Source organism: Mycobacterium sp. ITM-2016-00317 (assembly GCF_002968295.1).
Taxonomy (GTDB): Bacteria; Actinomycetota; Actinomycetes; order Mycobacteriales; family Mycobacteriaceae; genus Mycobacterium.
Map to the genome: position 1 here is coordinate 3919676 of NZ_CP134399.1, position 15160 is coordinate 3934835.

The following is a 15160-nucleotide window of genomic DNA, read 5'->3' on the forward strand; positions in this document are numbered from 1 at the left end:
CCAGCGTATGACCTCTGCGAACGCGATCTACGACACAGGGTCGTTGCGCAGCGCCAGGCGGTCGCGCTCGCGCGCGAAGAACTGCCGGCGCGCGCACCGGTCGACGGTGTTCATGTCCTTGAGGATGCCGCGAAGTTCGGCGCGGAAGTCTCTCCTGCGGTCGGCCAGGTCGGGTGCCGGCGCCAGCAGATGCTGGTCCGCGGCGACCTGGCGGGCCGTCGCGAACAGTAGCGCCGACACCGACTCGGTGCTCTGCAGCCGTCCCTGCGCGACGTACTGCTGCCCGAGTCCGAGCGCCTTGGCCGTCAGGTCCTTCTCCGAGATCTCCGCCGGTGCGTCGATCAGCGCGTCGGCGACGATCTGATAGGCCTCGAAGAACGGGCGCAGCAGCGGCCCCGCGATCGCCGGCCGCTTCTCGCGCAGCAGCTCGTCGAGCCGGTTCCCGCCCGCGGCGATGTCGCTCTCCCAGGTCCCGTGCCACGACATCTCTTCGGTGACGTGGTCGCGGTAGGCGGCCGAGTCGGCGAAGTAGAACTCGAACTTGAGCAGGTCGCGCAGCCGCATCACCTGGTGCCAGAAGGCGTCCAGCCGGTCGGTTTCGGTGCGCGCGGCGCAGGCCAGCGCGAGTTGGACCAGTGAGGTCTCCAGGAACGCGTCGATCAGCGAGTTGCGGTAGAACGCAGCCTCCAGCTCGTCGCCCGGGGCGATGTTCCAGACGGTGACCCGGCCGCTGTCGGTCCGGGTGATCGGGTGCCCGCCCGACAGCGCGTCGAGCGCGGAACGCACCCCTTCGGGGGTGCGCAACCGCAACGCGCTGTTGCTCATCGGCGTCTGTCTGCGCTCCAGATAGTCCAGGGAGTCCTGCAGTGTGTGGTGCAACTGATCGAGTGTCAGCGCGATGCCGCGGGTACTGAGCAGCAGCGCCGAGACCAGCGCCGTCGCGTTCACCGGGGTGACCTGCAGGATGCGCCAGGCCACCTCGAAGGCCATCTTCTGCATGGCCAGGCGTTTGGCCGGCTCGTCGGCCGCCATCGGCCCGTGCGGCTCGCCGAGGTACTCGCGCATGGACACCGCGTCCGGGAAGCGGACGTAGATCTTGCCGTAGTTGCGTTCGCCCTGCGCCCGGATGTAGTTGACCAGCCAGGACAACCCCTCGGCGGTCTTCTCCCCGCCCCTGGCGTAGGACGCGTACTCGGCGGTCTCGTGCAGTTGGTCGAAGCTGATCGACACCGGCTGAAGCAGGATGTCGTCGCTGCGACCGTCCAGGTAGGCGTCGGCGACGTAGGCGAGCAGACCGAGCTTGGGCGGCAACATCTTTCCGGTGCGGGACCGGGTGCCCTCGATCGCCCAGGACAGATTGAAGCGCTTCTCGACGATGTAGCCGACGAACTGGCGCAGCACGAACTTGTACAGCGGGTCGTCGAGCTTGCGGCGCAGGAAGATCACCCCGGAGCGGCGCATCAGCGGACCCATGAACCCGAACGACAGGTTGATGCCCGCGAAGGTGTGCACCGGCGGTAACCGGTTCTCCTGCATGGCGACCGGGACGATGACGCCGTCGAGGTAGGACCGGTGGGAGAACAGCAGTACGGCCGGATGGGATTCCAGCGACTGCCGCATCGCCTCGACCTCGCCGCGGTCGTAGTCGATGTTCGGGTCGAACCCGCGGCTGAAGATCGCGCGGCCCAGTGCCGGGATCAGGTCGACCGAGAAGCGGCTCCAGCCGGTGCCGAGCTCGTCGAGCATCTCCCCGGCCTGTTCGACGGTGGCGCCCGGGATCTCGGCCAGCCCGTCGCGGAACCGGGCCGAGGCCAGCACCTCCGGCTTGATCAGCCGCGGTGACTTGTATTCGGGACCGAGCAGGCGCAACTCGACCCGTTCGATCGCCAGGATCGCCCGCCGGAGCACGAATCGGGCGAATTCCCTGGGGTTCTCGGCGACGGTGGTCTCACTCCAGCGTTGCCGCAGTTCCGAGACCTTGGCGGGTTCGCCCGCGACCACCCGCGCCCGCGAGGGATCCCTTTTCAGGATCGCGTGCTGCAGCACCTTCGGCGGGCGGTAGGTGTCGCGGCCCGACACCACCGCGACAACTTTGGAGCGGGTGGGTAGGCCGCCCGGCACCCAGAACACGCGCACCGGGACCACCGAGCGGTCCTCGTCGGCCTCGAGCAACTCGACCAGTTGAGCCATCACCGGCGGTGGTGGATCGTCGTCGGCGGGCAGCTTGAGCACCTCGATCCTGGACTCGGGGTGCGCGCGACGTTGACGTTCCAGCCAGTCGCTGAGCAGCGCCTCCTCGGCGGGCGAGGACACCGAGGCCAGGACGAAGGTGTCGTCGACGGCGTTGTAGGACGCGAAGTCGTCGGCCCGGGTCTTCACTGGCGCCCCTTGGGATCCCGCTGCGCCGCCTTCTTCGCCGGCGCCTTCTTCGCCGCTGTCGTCTTCGCTGCTGTCGCCTTCTTGGTCGCGGCTTTCTTGGCGGGCGCCTTCTTGGCCGCGGCCTTCTTGGCGGGCGCCTTCTTGGCGGCTGCCTTCTTCGCCGGCTTCAGCCCGCGTGGTACGTGTGTACAGATCCGGCACCGGCAGTTCGTCGTGCGGCCAGTCCGCGAGCGTGTCGAGGTAGAGCTGCCGCACCTCCTCGATGCGCTCGGTCATGTTCTCGTGGGTCCAGTCGTCGACCGGAATCGGCGGGTACACCACCACGTCGACGGTGCCGGGGTTGAAGGTGCTCGAATCACGGGCGGCGATCACCTCGGCGTTGCGGATCACGATCGGCACGATCGGGATGCCCACCGACATCGCGATACGGAACGGGCCCTTCTTGAAAGGGCCGACCTCGTTGGTGTCCAACCGGGTGCCCTCGGGCGCGATGAGTATCGAAAGACCTTTGCGGGCAAGATCTTCGACCTTGCGCAGACCTTCGACAGCCTTCTTCGGGTCGTCGCGGTCGATGAACGCCGCGTCCAGGATCCTGCCGATCGTTCCGACGACGGGGTCGTTTTCGAGTTCCTTCTTGCCGACCGTGGTGAAGTTGTCGTTGACCAGACGTCCGGCGATCAACGGATCTGCCTGGTTGCGGTGGTTGAAGATGAACACCGCGGGCCGCTGCGCGGTCAGGTTGTCCTTGCCGAGCACCTGCAGACGGATGCCGACCGTGTCGAGCACGGTGCGGCCGAACATCGAGGTGAAGAAGTTCACGCCGGTGCGCTTGTTGCGCGTCAGCAGTCCAAGCCCGAGCGCTCCGGCCGCGATCGGCACCATCGACGCGATGCCGGCCGCGGTGCGCACCTGCGATACCGGGCTGGCACCGCTGCGGCTGCTGAAGCGCAGGATCGGCCACCCGCGCTTGGCGGCGACGGCGGCCATCTTGCCCTCCGGGTTGGTCGGACGCGGGTTGCCGACCAGGTACATCAGCGCGACGTCCTCGTCACCGTCGGCGTAGAAGTAGCTCTCCGACAGGTCGATGTCGTTGGCGGCGGCGAATTCCTGTACCGCCCTTGCCTTGCCGGGTCCCCAGATGATCGGGCGCTGCACCTCACCGGTGATCAACCCGTCCTCGTCGGTCTCGAACTTGTTGCTCAGCACTTTGTCGATGCCCAGGAAGCGGGCGACCGGCTCCACCTGCACCGTCAGCGCCGACGAGGACAGCACCACGGTGTGACCGCGCGCCATGTGGGCGCGGACGATATCGCGCATCTCCGGATAGATCCGGCCGACGATCTTCTGGACGAACAACCGCTCGGCGAGTTCGTCGATGTCGTCCACCGAGTTGCCGCGCATCATCCGTGCGCCCTTGCCGATGAGATCCTCGAACTCCGAGCGGCCGAGCCGGTGGTTCAGTCCGGCCTGGACCATGCCGATGAACTCTCCCATCGACATCTTCCTGCGGCGCAACCGATCCTGGGTCATCACCACACCGGTGAAGCCGGCCACGAGGGTCCCGTCGAGGTCGAAGAACGCGCCGATCTGAGGGCCCTCGGGGCTGGCCCGGATCTCGGCGACCGAGCCAGGCAGACGCAGTTGACGGTTGACCGGTGTCGCCGATGTCACTGGGGGCCACGTCCGTTCTGTCGGGTCGAAGGGTGAACAGGGGCAGTCTGGGCGGCGAAGGTCACCGGCACGGCACGGCCGTCGCCGCCGAGGGCCAGCACCTCGTCGAACCCGGCGAGCAGGCAGTGCGCGAAGAGGTCCGGCTCGGTGATCGAGGCCCGGTCGTAGCGGGCGGTGATGGTGCAGTACCCCGAACGCGACACCAGCACCACCATCATCGCCACACCGGGCAACGGCCCGATGCCGTACTGACGCAGCACCTTTGCCCCGGCGACGAAGGTCTCCCCGGCGTAGACGGGCACGTTGCTGGCCTGGACGTCGGAGTTCACTATGGAGCCGGCCATCGATTCGAGTACTGCGTCGGGGAGCAGGCCGGCGATCGGGGCGATCGCGCCGACCAGGTCGATGGCCCGCTCTTCGCGCTTGCGCATCATCTGCGCCCGGACCTCCCTGATGCGCACCGCGGGGTCGGAGAGCCCGAGCGGCGCTGCCAGGTTGACCCCGGCGAACCGGTTGCCCCCGGCAGGGTCGGCGTCCGAACGCAGGTTCACCGGCACCGCCATCGGCAGTGTGTCGACGGGCACGCCTTTGGCGTCGTGGTATCGCCGCAACGCCCCGCACACCCCAGCCAGGTAGGCGTCGTTGATGGAGCCGCCGGCGGCTTTGGCGGCCCGGTGCAAGTCGCCGAACTCGATGTCGATGGCCTCGGTGCGCGAGGACAGGCTGCGCCGCCGCAGGATCGGCGACGGGTCGGCGACCGGACCCATGACACGGGCCCCGGACATCGCGTAGTCGAACGCACCACCGAGCCGCGCCAACGGATCGCGCACCACGTGGCCGGCCGCCCGGACGGCGCCGAACACCGCGTCCCGCACCCCACCTGCCACCGTGCCGGGCAGACGGTTCAGACCGGCCCGCATCAGGTCGTTCGGGGACAGGTCGGACGGGATCGGCAACGGCGGCGTGGGTCGCGGCGGTGGTTCCCGCTCGAAATCGTAGAGGTTGGCGAACATCTCGACGCCGCCGACCGCGTCGGTGACGGCGTGGCTGAGATGAACCATCAGCGCCGCCTGCCCGTTCTCGACACCCTCGATCAGGGTGGCCGTCCACAGGGGCCGGGAGATGTCCAGCGGCGACTGCGCGGCGACCTCGGCGAAGTCGATCAGCTGGCGCACCGTGCCGGGCTCGGGAAGCCGCACCCGGCGCAGGTGGAAGTCGAGGTTGAAGTCGGGGTCGATCACCCAGCGCGGGGCGGCGGTCGGAAACGTCGGGGTGACGACCTTCTGGCGCAGCCGAAGCACCTTGCGGGAGGCATGCTCGAAACGGGTGTAGAACGTGTCCCAGTCCGGTGCGGCGTCGAGCAGTTCGACGGTCATGATGCCCGAGCGGGTACGCGGATTGGCTTCGCCACGATGCAGGATCTGATCGAGCGGGCTGAGTTCCTCCGGGAGGGTGGCCGCACCCACCTCCGGCTCGTTGCTCATGCGCACCACGCTAGTCGGCGCCCGTGCCGCACGAGGCGGCTTTAGTCTCGGTCGCCGGGCCCGTCACCGGCGGCCCGCGAGATACACTGCTCGGCGTTGCCTCCGTAGCTCAGTTGGATAGAGCAAGAGCCTTCTAATCTCTAGGTCGCAGGTTCGATTCCTGCCGGGGGCGCAAACTCCTCGCCGAGGAACTTGAGCAGCACCTCGTTGAACTCGTCGGCGTGGCTGATCGGGATCGCGTGTGGTCCCCCGGCGATCACGTGCAGCCGGCTGTCGGGCAGTGCCTCGTGCGTACGCCGTCCCGACCCCTCGAACGGGACGGTCGCATCGCTGTCGCCGTGCACGACCAGCGCCGGCACGGTCACCTTCGGCAGGTCCTCGCGGAAGTCGGTGCCACCGAACGCCGCCATGCAGGCCAGCGCCGCCGGCTTGCTCGCCTCGCCGCACATCTCCAGCGCCCATTGCCGCTGCTCTTCGCTGACCGCCGGCCTGCCGTCGGCGGAGAACACCTCGGTCATCATCTGCTCGTAGAACGAGTCCTGGTTGGCGGTCAGGGACGCGGCCATCTTCGCGGCCTGCGTGGCGGTGAGCGGCCCGTCGGGGTTGTCCTTGCGGTGCGACATGAAGGGCGTCACCGAGGAGGCGAAAACCACGCTGCGCAGCCGCCCCACCCCCTTGCGGGCGCAGTAACTGGCCACCTCTCCCCCACCCATGGAGAACCCGACCAGCGTGGCGTCGCGCAGGTCGAGTTCTTCCATCAGCGCGGACAGGTCGTCGGACAGACTCTCGTAGGTGTAACCGATCAGCGGCTTGTCGCTGCGGCCGAAACCCCGGCGGTCGTAGGTGATCACGCGGTATCCGGCGGCGCGCAGCGCGTCCACCTGGGGCGCCCACGAGTCCGCGTTCCAGGGCCAGCCGTGGATGAGCACGATTGGTCGCCCAGAACCTCCGGTGTCGTCGACGTACAACTCGGTGGTGCGAAGCGGGCCACGGTAGGCGGTGATCGCGGTCATCACGACGTGTCCTCTCGGCTCGGGGTCGACTGTGCTTGTACCCCCGCGGCGCACAATCGCTACCTCGCTGTGGCCTCGATCACCGGAGCCAGTCCGTCGAGCACGCGCGCCAGTCCGAACGCGTAAGCGTGCTCGGCGCTGTAGGCGCCGGCGTGCGCCGCCCCGGCCGCCGCGCCGACTCGCGCGGCCAACGGGAACCGGTCGGCGTCGAACACCTTCGCCAACAGTGGCTCGGCACGTTCCCACCACGCCTGGTCGTCCACGCCGCTGTCGGCGCCGGCGTCCCGGGTGTCGTTGGCGATCCGCGCCACCGAGGTCACGAACCCCAGCAGGAAGGTCAGCGCGGCGTCCATCTGCACGTCGTCGAGACCGAGACCGTCGAACGCGCCCAGTTCGTGCTCGTACTTCGCGATCATCCCGGGCCCCAACGGCGGACGGGTGGTGGCCAGCTGGGCCGCCCACCGATGTCGCTCGAGTAGTTCGCGGTTGGCCGCGGCGACTGCGGAAAGCCGGTCCCGCCAAGGCATCCCACTGAGGTCGGGCCGATCCATCCGGGCGTAGACGGTGTCGAGCATCAGGTCGAGGAGCTCGGCCTTGCCGGGGACGTAGGTGTAGGTGGCCATGGTCGCGATGCCCAGCCTGGTCGCGACCGCGCGCATGGTGACCGCGCCGAGTCCGTCCGCGTCGGCGATCTCGATCGCGGCGTCGACGACCGCGTCGACCGTCGTGCGCTGGCGGGGCCCGCGATTGCTCCGGGGCTCCCCGGGGGTGCGCCACAGCAGTTCCAGGGTGCGCACCGGATCCCCCGAACTGGTCCGGTCCGGGGCCGCTCCGCGCTTGTCCATCCGGCTGATCGTAGCCGGGACGGGACACCGCCGGAGCGTTCCTGTACGTTGTACTTTGTACGTTGTACGGAAAGAGTAAGGGGATGCAGGATGACCGATCGCAGTGGTTACGCGCCGACGCAGGCCGACGTCGACGAGGTGCTGGCGTGGTTCACCCACTACGACGCACTGGCCGTCGCCGGTGACGTCGAGGCCATGGCCGACCAGGCGATGTTCCCGCTCAACGAGGTCACCGACGGCCAGGCCGAATCGTGCGACCGGGACAGGTTCGTCGCCCAGATGGCCCGGGAAGTGGGCGGATCCGGGGACCTCACGATGGAGTCGGTACGCACTCCGCATTTCATCAACCAGAACCTGGTCTTCGTGCTCACCGATGCGACCATCACCGCGGGCGGACACCGCCAGCAGGTCCGCTACGGCGATCTCCTGGTTAAGACGGCCGGCGGGTGGAAGTTCCAGACGATGGTGCAGGGCGGCTGGGGCGACTCCTAGCCGGGCCGGGTTATGCGGGCAGCGAACGCCACCTGCGGCGAAGTCCCCAGGTGGCATTCTCTGCCACATGACCGTGCACCGAACATCCCTGCGCCACGCCGTCGACGGCAGGCACTTCGACGCCGTGCTGGTCCGCGACGACGCGGTCTCCGCCGGTCCCACCGTCCTGGTCTTCCACGGGATGGAGGGCCGCAGCGACGTCCAGCTCGACATCGCGACGCGGCTGGCGCAGTCGGGGTATCAGGCCATCGCGGTGGATCTGTTCGGCGAGGACGTCAGTGCGGGCGGTCTCGAGGCCACCACGGCCGCCATGACCGACTTTCTCGGCGACCGGGAGGCACTGGGCCGTCGCCTGGACGCGGTGTTCGAGAACCTGGTCGCCACACCCGGGGTGGACGCCGAACGGGTCGCGGCGATCGGCTTCTGCTTCGGCGGACTGTGCGTGCTCGATCTGGCCCGCGCCGGGCATCCCCTGGCCGCGGTCGCGAGCTTCCACGGACTGCTGACCCCGCCCCCGCACATCGGACAGCGACCCGTGACGGCCAGGATCATCGTGTTCCACGGCTGGGACGATCCGTTCGCCACGCCCGAGGACGTCGTCGCGCTCGGCAGCGAGCTTTCCGGACGCGGCATCGACTGGCAGCTGCACGCCTACGGCGACACCCTGCATGCGTTCATGGCGCCGTTCGCCGACGATCCGACGCGCGGTGTGCTTTACAGCGAATCCGCGGCACGCCGTGCATGGGCGTCGCTCGAGGCCTTCCTCGCCGAGTGCTTCGCCGACGACTCCGCTGTGCACTGACCTGAACCGGTCGCGTGGAACCGTCCCGGCGGGATACCGTGTCGCGGGGAGGACACAGGTATGAGCAAATTTCGCAGCAGGGTCGGCCGGACGGCTACCTGCGCCGCCGCGCTCGGTGTGGCGGTCACGGTCGGCGGGGTCGCGGCCACGCATCCGTCGTCGATCTCGGGTTCCCCGATCGATCTGACCGCGTTGATCGTGGTCGGCAGCTCCACCCATCCCGACCCGACCGGCAACGAGGACTTCTTCGGCGGCAAGTTCAACCAGTCCCCCTACAACCCGGGCGGCCTACCGGGCCCAGCCCTGGTCGGGGTCGATTTCCGCGGCGGCACGGCCGCGATCAACGAAGCACTGCAAGCCAATTCGGGCGCCGACAACGCCGTGCTGTCCTCCGGGTGGGGCGCCGCCAACGCCAGCCTGCTGCTGCAGCGACTCGACCGGGCGGCCGACCCCGCGCTGCCCGGCACGCTGTTCGTGCTGGACAACAACGTCTCCCGGCCCGACGGCGGATTCGGCACGCGCTACCCGCTCTTCGCGCTGATCGGGGTCAATCCGTTCCCGTCGCGCACCGACACCCTCGCCAAGGCGGTGGTGGACATCGCCTACCAGTACAACTACAACTCGAACGCGCCCGCGGACCTGTTCAACCTCGTCGCGCACGTGAACTCACTGGTGGCCTACCTCTACGACTACCGGGACCAGCCCCAGATCGACCTGCCCGTCGACGTCGACGGCAGGCCGACAGTGTCCTGCGGCACGGCCAACACGTGCGCGGTGCTCGCCTCCGGCGACGCCGTGCCGTGCGAGGACGCCCGCTGCGCCACCCCAGACGGCGAGCGGGCGCTCGCCTACGTGACGACCCGCGGCAACACCACCTACGTCACCTACACCGCCGACGAACTCCCGCTGGCACGGCTGATCCGGGACCTGCTGGGCGACGCGGTCGCCGACGCGGCGGCTCCGCTGCTCAAGGTGATCGTCGACTCCGCCTATTACGGCGGCAACCCGATCCCGTCGGATCCGAGCCGCTACCGGCCCGCGCGGCTGATGCCGTCGCTGGGCGAGCTTGTCAGTACTGCCGCGAAGGTCCCGGGTGCGATCCGGGAAGGCCTGGAGTCGTTGGCTGCCAACCATTCTCCGCAGCAGTCCGACGAGCCGGAACCGCTGTCCCGGCGGGAGAAGGACTCCGCTGACGTGTCGGAACCGGGCGATGCGCACGATCCCGCCGACACCGGCATCCCGGCAGCGGACGAGGAACCGGACACCGAGGACCTCGCGGACTACGCCGACACCGTCTTCGATACCGACGCCGACGCCGAGACCAAGACCGAGACCGACGCCGAAGCCGAGACCGAGACCGACGAGTCCGCGGCCGCCGACAGCGCCGCGAGCCGGGCCGGGGACGACGCCAACGCCGGCCAGCGCGCCGACGCCGCGGATTCGTCGCAGCCGGCGAATCCGTAGGCTCGCAGGCGATGCCTGTGAACCCCGTCGAGCACCGACTGACCGCGCGGCCGGACTCCGGCTACGTCTACCGCACCGCGTGGCGGGTGGCCACCGGCGACGTCGGCGACGATCTCAACCTGCGCATGGACGGCGTGGCCCGCTACATCCAGGAGGTCGGCGCCGAGAACCTCGTCGACGCCGGGGAAGCCGAGGCGCATCCGCACTGGCTGGTGCAGCGCACCGTGATCGACGTGATCGAGCCGGTCGGATTTCCCAACGAGGTGTCGTTCAGCAGATGGTGCTCGGCGCTGTCGCTACGCTGGTGCACGATGCGGGTCGACCTCGTCGGCAGCGACGGCGGCCGCATCGAGACCGAAGGCTTCTGGATCGCGATGAACGCGAAAACGCTGACACCGCAACGGGCCACCGACTCGCTGATCGAGAAGTTCTCCACCACCACCGACGAGCACCGCCTCAAGTGGCGCCCGTGGCTGCAGAATCCCGCCGCACCCGACCGGGAGATGCCGTTCGCGCTGCGCCGCACCGATATCGACCTGTTCGAACACGTCACCAATACCGCCTACTGGCACGCGGTGCACGAGGTGATGGCGGTCGAGACCGACATCTGCACCGCGCCGTACCGGACCGTGATGGAGTACCGCAAGCCGATCAAGTACGGCGAGGAGGTGACGGTGCGCTGGCAGCGCCGCACGGACACGCCGACCCCGGAGGTGCACTTCGCGCTGACCGTCGGCGACGACGTCCGGGCCGCGGGGCTGCTGCGGGGGCTGTCGCTAGGCTGACCGGGTGTCCGAACTCGTACTGACGCAGGTCGAGGACCGCGTCGCGCTGATCACCGTCAACGATCCCGACCGCCGCAACGCGGTGACCGCCGAGATCTCCGCGGCGCTGCGCGCCGCGGTCGAGGGCGCCGAGGCGGATCCCGATGTGCACGCGGTGATCGTGACCGGTGCGGGCAAGGCGTTCTGCGCCGGTGCCGACCTGACCGCGCTCGGCGCGGCGACCGAGGAGGGGTTGCGGGTGATCTACGACGGTTTCCTGGCCGTCGCGAACTGCACGCTGCCCACGATCGCCGCGGTCAACGGCGCAGCCGTCGGCGCCGGGCTCAACCTGGCGCTGGCCGCCGACGTCCGGATCGCCGGGCCGGCAGCGATGTTCGATCCGCGCTTCCAGAAGCTCGGCATCCATCCCGGCGGCGGCGCCACCTGGATGCTGCAGCGCATCGTCGGACCGCAGGCCGCCCGCGCCGCGCTGTTGTTCGGCATGCGGTTCGACGCCGACGCCGCGGTGCGCCACGGCCTGGCACTCGATGTCGCCGAGGACCCGGTCGCCGCGGCGCGCGCGCTGGCCGCAGGCCCGGCCGCCGCGCCGCGGGAGGTGGTTCTGGCCACCAAGGCGTCCATGCGGGCCACCGCGAACCCGGGCAGCGTCGACGTCGATCAGCACCGGCTCGCGGTCGACATCGAGATCGTCCCGCAGGCGCGCTCGATCGAGTCGCCCGAGTTCGCTGCCCGGTTGGCCGCGGCAAAGCGCAGGTAGCTCACAGGTCCAGCAGCGCCCGCTCCGGCTCCTCGATCAGCGACCGCAGGTCGCCGAGAAACGCCGCCACCTGGGCGCCGTCGGCGATCCGGTGGTCGAACGCGCACGTCAGCCTCATCGTGGGCCGCGCCGTCACCGTGCCGTCGACCACCACCGCACGCGGCTTCAGCGCGCCCATACCGAGGATCGCCGCCTCGGGGTGGTTGATGACGGGAATCCCGTCGTCGAGGCCGAGCGCGCCGAAGTTCGACACGGTGAAGGTCGACCCTTGCAGCTCAACGGGTTTGACGGTGCCGTCCCGGGCGGCGGTGATCAGCCGGTCGACCTCACCGGCGAGCTGCCGAGTGGTCCGGTTCTGCGCGTCGACGACGATCGGCACCAGCAGGCCGCGCGGTGCGGCGACACCGACGCCGAGATGGACCGCGTCGTGGACGTGGATACGCGGACCGTCGACGGTGTCCATCCAGGTCGAGTTCAGCACCGGGTGGCGGCGCAGCGCGACGACCAGCAGGCGAAGCACGAGCACGAACGGTGTGACGGTGTCCGCCCCTGCCTCGGTGAGCCGCTCGCGCAGCCGCAGCAGCCCGGTGCCGTCGACCTCGACGGACGCGGTCGCATCGGGAATTTCCTGGCGGGACAATGCCATTCGCCGGGCCATCTCCAGCCGGACGCCGGTGACCGCAACGGGCTCCTGCTGTCGGGTGTCGACCGCGGCCAGGACGTCGTCGGGTGTGACGATGCCGTCCGGTCCCGAGCCGTCGATCCGGGTCAGGTCCACCTGGTGCTCGGCGGCCAGTTTGCGCACGGGGGGTTTGGCCCTGGCTCGGCGCCGGCTGCCGTCCATCGTGTCGTCGGCGCCGTAACCGACGAGCACCGGTGTGCGCCGCGGCGACGTCGACGTCGTCGGGCAGGCCACCGGGGCGTCTGTCCGGATGCGTACCAGCACCGAGCCGACGGGCAGTGTCTGCCCTTCTGCACCACCGAGTTCGGTGACGTGGCCGGCATACGGGCTGGGGATCTCCACCTCGGCCTTGTTGGTCTCCACGGTGCACAGCGTCTGGTTCAGCGCGACCTCGTCGCCGACCGCGACGTTCCACTGCGTGACCGTCGCTTCCTCCAGCCCTTCACCGAGGTCGGGGACCAGGAAATCCTGCACGGTGCTCATGGCCGGCTCATCGCGTTCTCGACGCAGTCGAGGAGCCGGTCCACCCCGGGCAGCCACAGCTTCTCCAGCCGCGCCGGTGGATAGGGCGTGTCGAATCCGGTGGCCCGCAGTACCGGCGCCTCCAGGTCGTAGAAGCACTCCTCCTGGATCCGGGCCGCCAGTTCCGCGCCGAATCCCAGTGTGCGCGAACCCTCGTGCATCACCACCGCCCGGCCGGTCCTGCGGACCGACGCTGCGACGGTGTCGAAGTCCAGCGGGTTCAACGAGCGCAGGTCGATCACTTCCAGACTCGACGGGCACACGTCGGCGGCGTGCAGCGCCGTGGCCACCAACGGTCCGTAGGTGATCACGGTGACGTCGTCACCAGGACGCCTGATCTCGGCCCGCCCGATCGGCGGTGCGGGATTTCCGGTGTCCACCACTTCTTTGGCCCAGTAGCGGCGCTTGGGTTCCAGATAGATCACCGGGTCGCGACTCGCGATGGCGTACCGCAGCAACCAGTAGGCATCGGTGGGGGTCGACGGGACCACCACTTTCAGGCCCGCGGTGTGCAGCCAGTGCGTCTCGGTCGACTCCGAATGATGCTCCACCGCACCGATTCCCCCGAACGATGGGATCCGCACCGTCACCGGCATGTCGATGTCGCCGCGCGTGCGCATACGGTACTTCGCCAAATGGCTGACCATCTGGTCGAACGCCGGGGCGGCGAAGCCGTCGAACTGGATCTCCGGCACCGGGACCAGGCCGCGGATCGCCATGCCGACCGCGATGCCGATGATCGCCGACTCGGCCAGCGGGGTATCGAAACACCGTTGCGCTCCGAAGGTCTCGGCCAGGCCTTCGGTGACCCGGAAGACACCGCCGAGGGTGGCGACGTCCTCACCGAAGACCAGCACCCGCGCGTCGGCCCGCATCGCGTCGTGCAGCGCGCGGTTGACGGCCTGCGCCATGGATATCGACGCGATCGGCTCCGGATGCGGCTCCGGCGCGTCGTCGTTGTCGTCGAAATCCACAGGCCGGTCGATCAATTGCGTCATTCTCAGGCCTCCTTCGCCAGCTCGGCCAGCAGCTCGTCGCGTTGCCGCGCCAGATCGGGCGTGATGTCGTGATAGACGGTGTCGAACACCTCGCCGACGTCGATGTCGGGTTCGTGGATCACCGCGTCGCGCAACTCGGACCGGAGCCGCTGCGCGCGGTGCGCGACCCGGTCTTCCAGCCGCTGGGTCCACACCCCGTCACGCTGCAGGTAGGCGCGGTAGCGGGTGATCGGATCGCGTGCGCGCCAGCGTTCCACGTCTTCGGCGGATCGGTACCTGGTCGGGTCGTCGGAGGTGGTGTGTGGCCCCATCCGATAGGTCACCGCCTCGATGAAGGTGGGACCACCACCCTCACGGGCCTGCGCGGCGGCCTGTTCCATCACCACGTAGCAGGCCAGCACGTCGTTGCCGTCGACCCGCACCCCGGGCATGCCGTACCCGATGGCCCGGTGCGCCAGTGTCGGGCCCGCGTGTTGCCGGTCGACCGGCACCGAGATGGCCCACTGGTTGTTCTGCACGAAGAACACGCACGGCGCCCGGAACACCGCGGCCAGATTCAACGCCTCGTGGGCGTCGCCCTCGGAGGTGGCGCCGTCGCCCAGGAACGCCACAGTCACCGAGTCCTCGCCCAGCCGCTCGGCCGCCATCGCCGCACCGACGGCGTGCAGGCCGTGGGTGCCGATCGGGATGGCCACCGGTGCCACACACTTGTCGGTGAAGCCGAGGCCACCGTGCCAACGGCCGCGCCACAGCGCCCCCAGCTGGGCCGGCGCGATCCCGCGCAGCAGGAATGCGCCGAGCTCGCGGTACTGCGGAAACAGCCAGTCGGTCTTGCGCAGGCAGGCCGCGGCGCCGACCTGCGCCGCTTCCTGCCCGCGGCAGGACGCGAACAGCGCCAGTTCGCCCTGTCGTTGCAGGTTGACGAACTCGGAGTCGAGTTCGCGGGTGACGACCATGGACTCGTAGAGCCAGGCCAGGGTCTCGGGTGGGAGGTCTCGTCGGTATCTGGACTCGGTGGTCGGGGCGCCGTCGGGCGCCACCAGTTGAACCGGCTCGCCGTACTCAGAGAGCACCGACCGTCCCGCCATACCGCCTCCTAGGGTCACTGGCGGCGGATCGCGCCGTCAGACGACTGAGGTGCTCAGAGCAGCGGCGGAGAGCTGACCCCTGGTGTGGGGCTGCCTGCTGGGCGCCGGGGTGTGGCGCCCGTTCGACGACGCGGTGCACGCCGTTGCGCTGGGGCACCCCTATTATGCCGACGAACTG

12 protein-coding genes, 1 tRNA gene and 1 pseudogene are annotated in these 15160 nt (G+C 69.3%); 6 read left to right on the top strand and 8 right to left on the bottom strand.

Translation table 11 applies throughout. The features are described from left to right. Positions 1-27: 27 nt before the first annotated feature. The 3 genes and pseudogenes from C6A87_RS18645 to C6A87_RS18655 all read right to left on the bottom strand — a co-directional run bounded on the left by C6A87_RS18645 (position 28) and on the right by C6A87_RS18655 (position 5534). On the bottom strand, positions 28-2379 hold the full coding sequence (locus tag C6A87_RS18645; RefSeq protein WP_311113646.1) for a glycerol-3-phosphate 1-O-acyltransferase: 2352 nt from the start codon (positions 2377-2379) through the stop codon (positions 28-30). After that, positions 2376-4050: pseudogene (locus tag C6A87_RS18650) on the bottom strand (HAD-IB family hydrolase). Before C6A87_RS18650 ends, C6A87_RS18645 begins: the two are co-directional and overlap by 4 nt. Next, positions 4047-5534 carry a wax ester/triacylglycerol synthase family O-acyltransferase gene (locus tag C6A87_RS18655; RefSeq protein ID WP_311113647.1) on the bottom strand — a complete coding sequence of 496 codons (1488 nt, stop codon included), beginning with the start codon at positions 5532-5534 and terminating at the stop codon, positions 4047-4049. Before C6A87_RS18655 ends, C6A87_RS18650 begins: the two are co-directional and overlap by 4 nt. A gap of 98 nt (positions 5535-5632) precedes the next feature. Here C6A87_RS18655 and C6A87_RS18660 point away from each other — a divergent pair. After that, positions 5633-5706 (top strand) — tRNA-Arg (locus tag C6A87_RS18660). Here C6A87_RS18660 and C6A87_RS18665 read toward each other — a convergent pair. Further along, on the bottom strand, positions 5675-6547 hold the full coding sequence (locus tag C6A87_RS18665; protein WP_311113648.1) for an alpha/beta fold hydrolase: 873 nt from the start codon (positions 6545-6547) through the stop codon (positions 5675-5677). The genes C6A87_RS18660 and C6A87_RS18665 overlap by 32 nt on opposite strands. Before the next feature lie 59 nt (positions 6548-6606). After that, positions 6607-7392, bottom strand: coding sequence for a TetR/AcrR family transcriptional regulator C-terminal domain-containing protein (locus C6A87_RS18670; protein WP_311113649.1), 786 nt, complete (start codon positions 7390-7392; stop codon positions 6607-6609). A 90-nt stretch (positions 7393-7482) separates the two neighbouring features. Here C6A87_RS18670 and C6A87_RS18675 point away from each other — a divergent pair, with 90 nt between their 5' ends. From C6A87_RS18675 to C6A87_RS18695, 5 genes are all read left to right on the top strand, one after another. Beyond that, a complete protein-coding gene (locus C6A87_RS18675; protein WP_311113650.1) occupies positions 7483-7884 on the top strand; it encodes a nuclear transport factor 2 family protein in 402 nt (133 codons plus the stop codon). A 67-nt stretch (positions 7885-7951) separates the two neighbouring features. Beyond that, entirely contained in the window at positions 7952-8686 is a 735-nt protein-coding gene (locus C6A87_RS18680) for a dienelactone hydrolase family protein (RefSeq protein WP_311113651.1), read from the top strand. Positions 8687-8746: 60 nt separating this feature from the next. Further along, a complete protein-coding gene (locus C6A87_RS18685) occupies positions 8747-10150 on the top strand; it encodes a PE-PPE domain-containing protein (RefSeq protein WP_311113652.1) in 1404 nt (467 codons plus the stop codon). An 11-nt stretch (positions 10151-10161) separates the two neighbouring features. Then, the gene (locus C6A87_RS18690; protein WP_311113653.1) at positions 10162-10935 is read left to right on the top strand and encodes an acyl-ACP thioesterase domain-containing protein; all 774 of its coding nucleotides are present in this window, start codon (positions 10162-10164) and stop codon (positions 10933-10935) included. 4 nt (positions 10936-10939) lie between these two features. Further along, positions 10940-11692 (top strand): enoyl-CoA hydratase, encoded by a 753-nt coding sequence (locus tag C6A87_RS18695; RefSeq protein ID WP_311113654.1) that lies wholly within the window; start codon positions 10940-10942, stop codon positions 11690-11692. A gap of 1 nt (position 11693) precedes the next feature. Here the strand turns inward: C6A87_RS18695 and C6A87_RS18700 are convergent, their stop codons facing one another. The 3 genes from C6A87_RS18700 to pdhA are packed head-to-tail and all read right to left on the bottom strand — an operon-like array spanning position 11694 to position 14982. Beyond that, positions 11694-12857: a dihydrolipoamide acetyltransferase family protein gene (locus C6A87_RS18700; RefSeq protein WP_311113655.1), complete on the bottom strand. Its 1164-nt coding sequence runs from the start codon at positions 12855-12857 to the stop codon at positions 11694-11696. Further along, complete coding sequence (locus C6A87_RS18705) at positions 12854-13894, bottom strand: alpha-ketoacid dehydrogenase subunit beta (protein ID WP_311113656.1); 1041 nt, start codon at positions 13892-13894, stop codon at positions 12854-12856. The genes C6A87_RS18700 and C6A87_RS18705 overlap by 4 nt, the downstream gene beginning before the upstream one ends. 2 nt (positions 13895-13896) lie before the next feature. After that, complete coding sequence (gene pdhA, locus C6A87_RS18710) at positions 13897-14982, bottom strand: pyruvate dehydrogenase (acetyl-transferring) E1 component subunit alpha (RefSeq protein WP_311113657.1); 1086 nt, start codon at positions 14980-14982, stop codon at positions 13897-13899. Positions 14983-15160 lie beyond the last annotated feature (178 nt).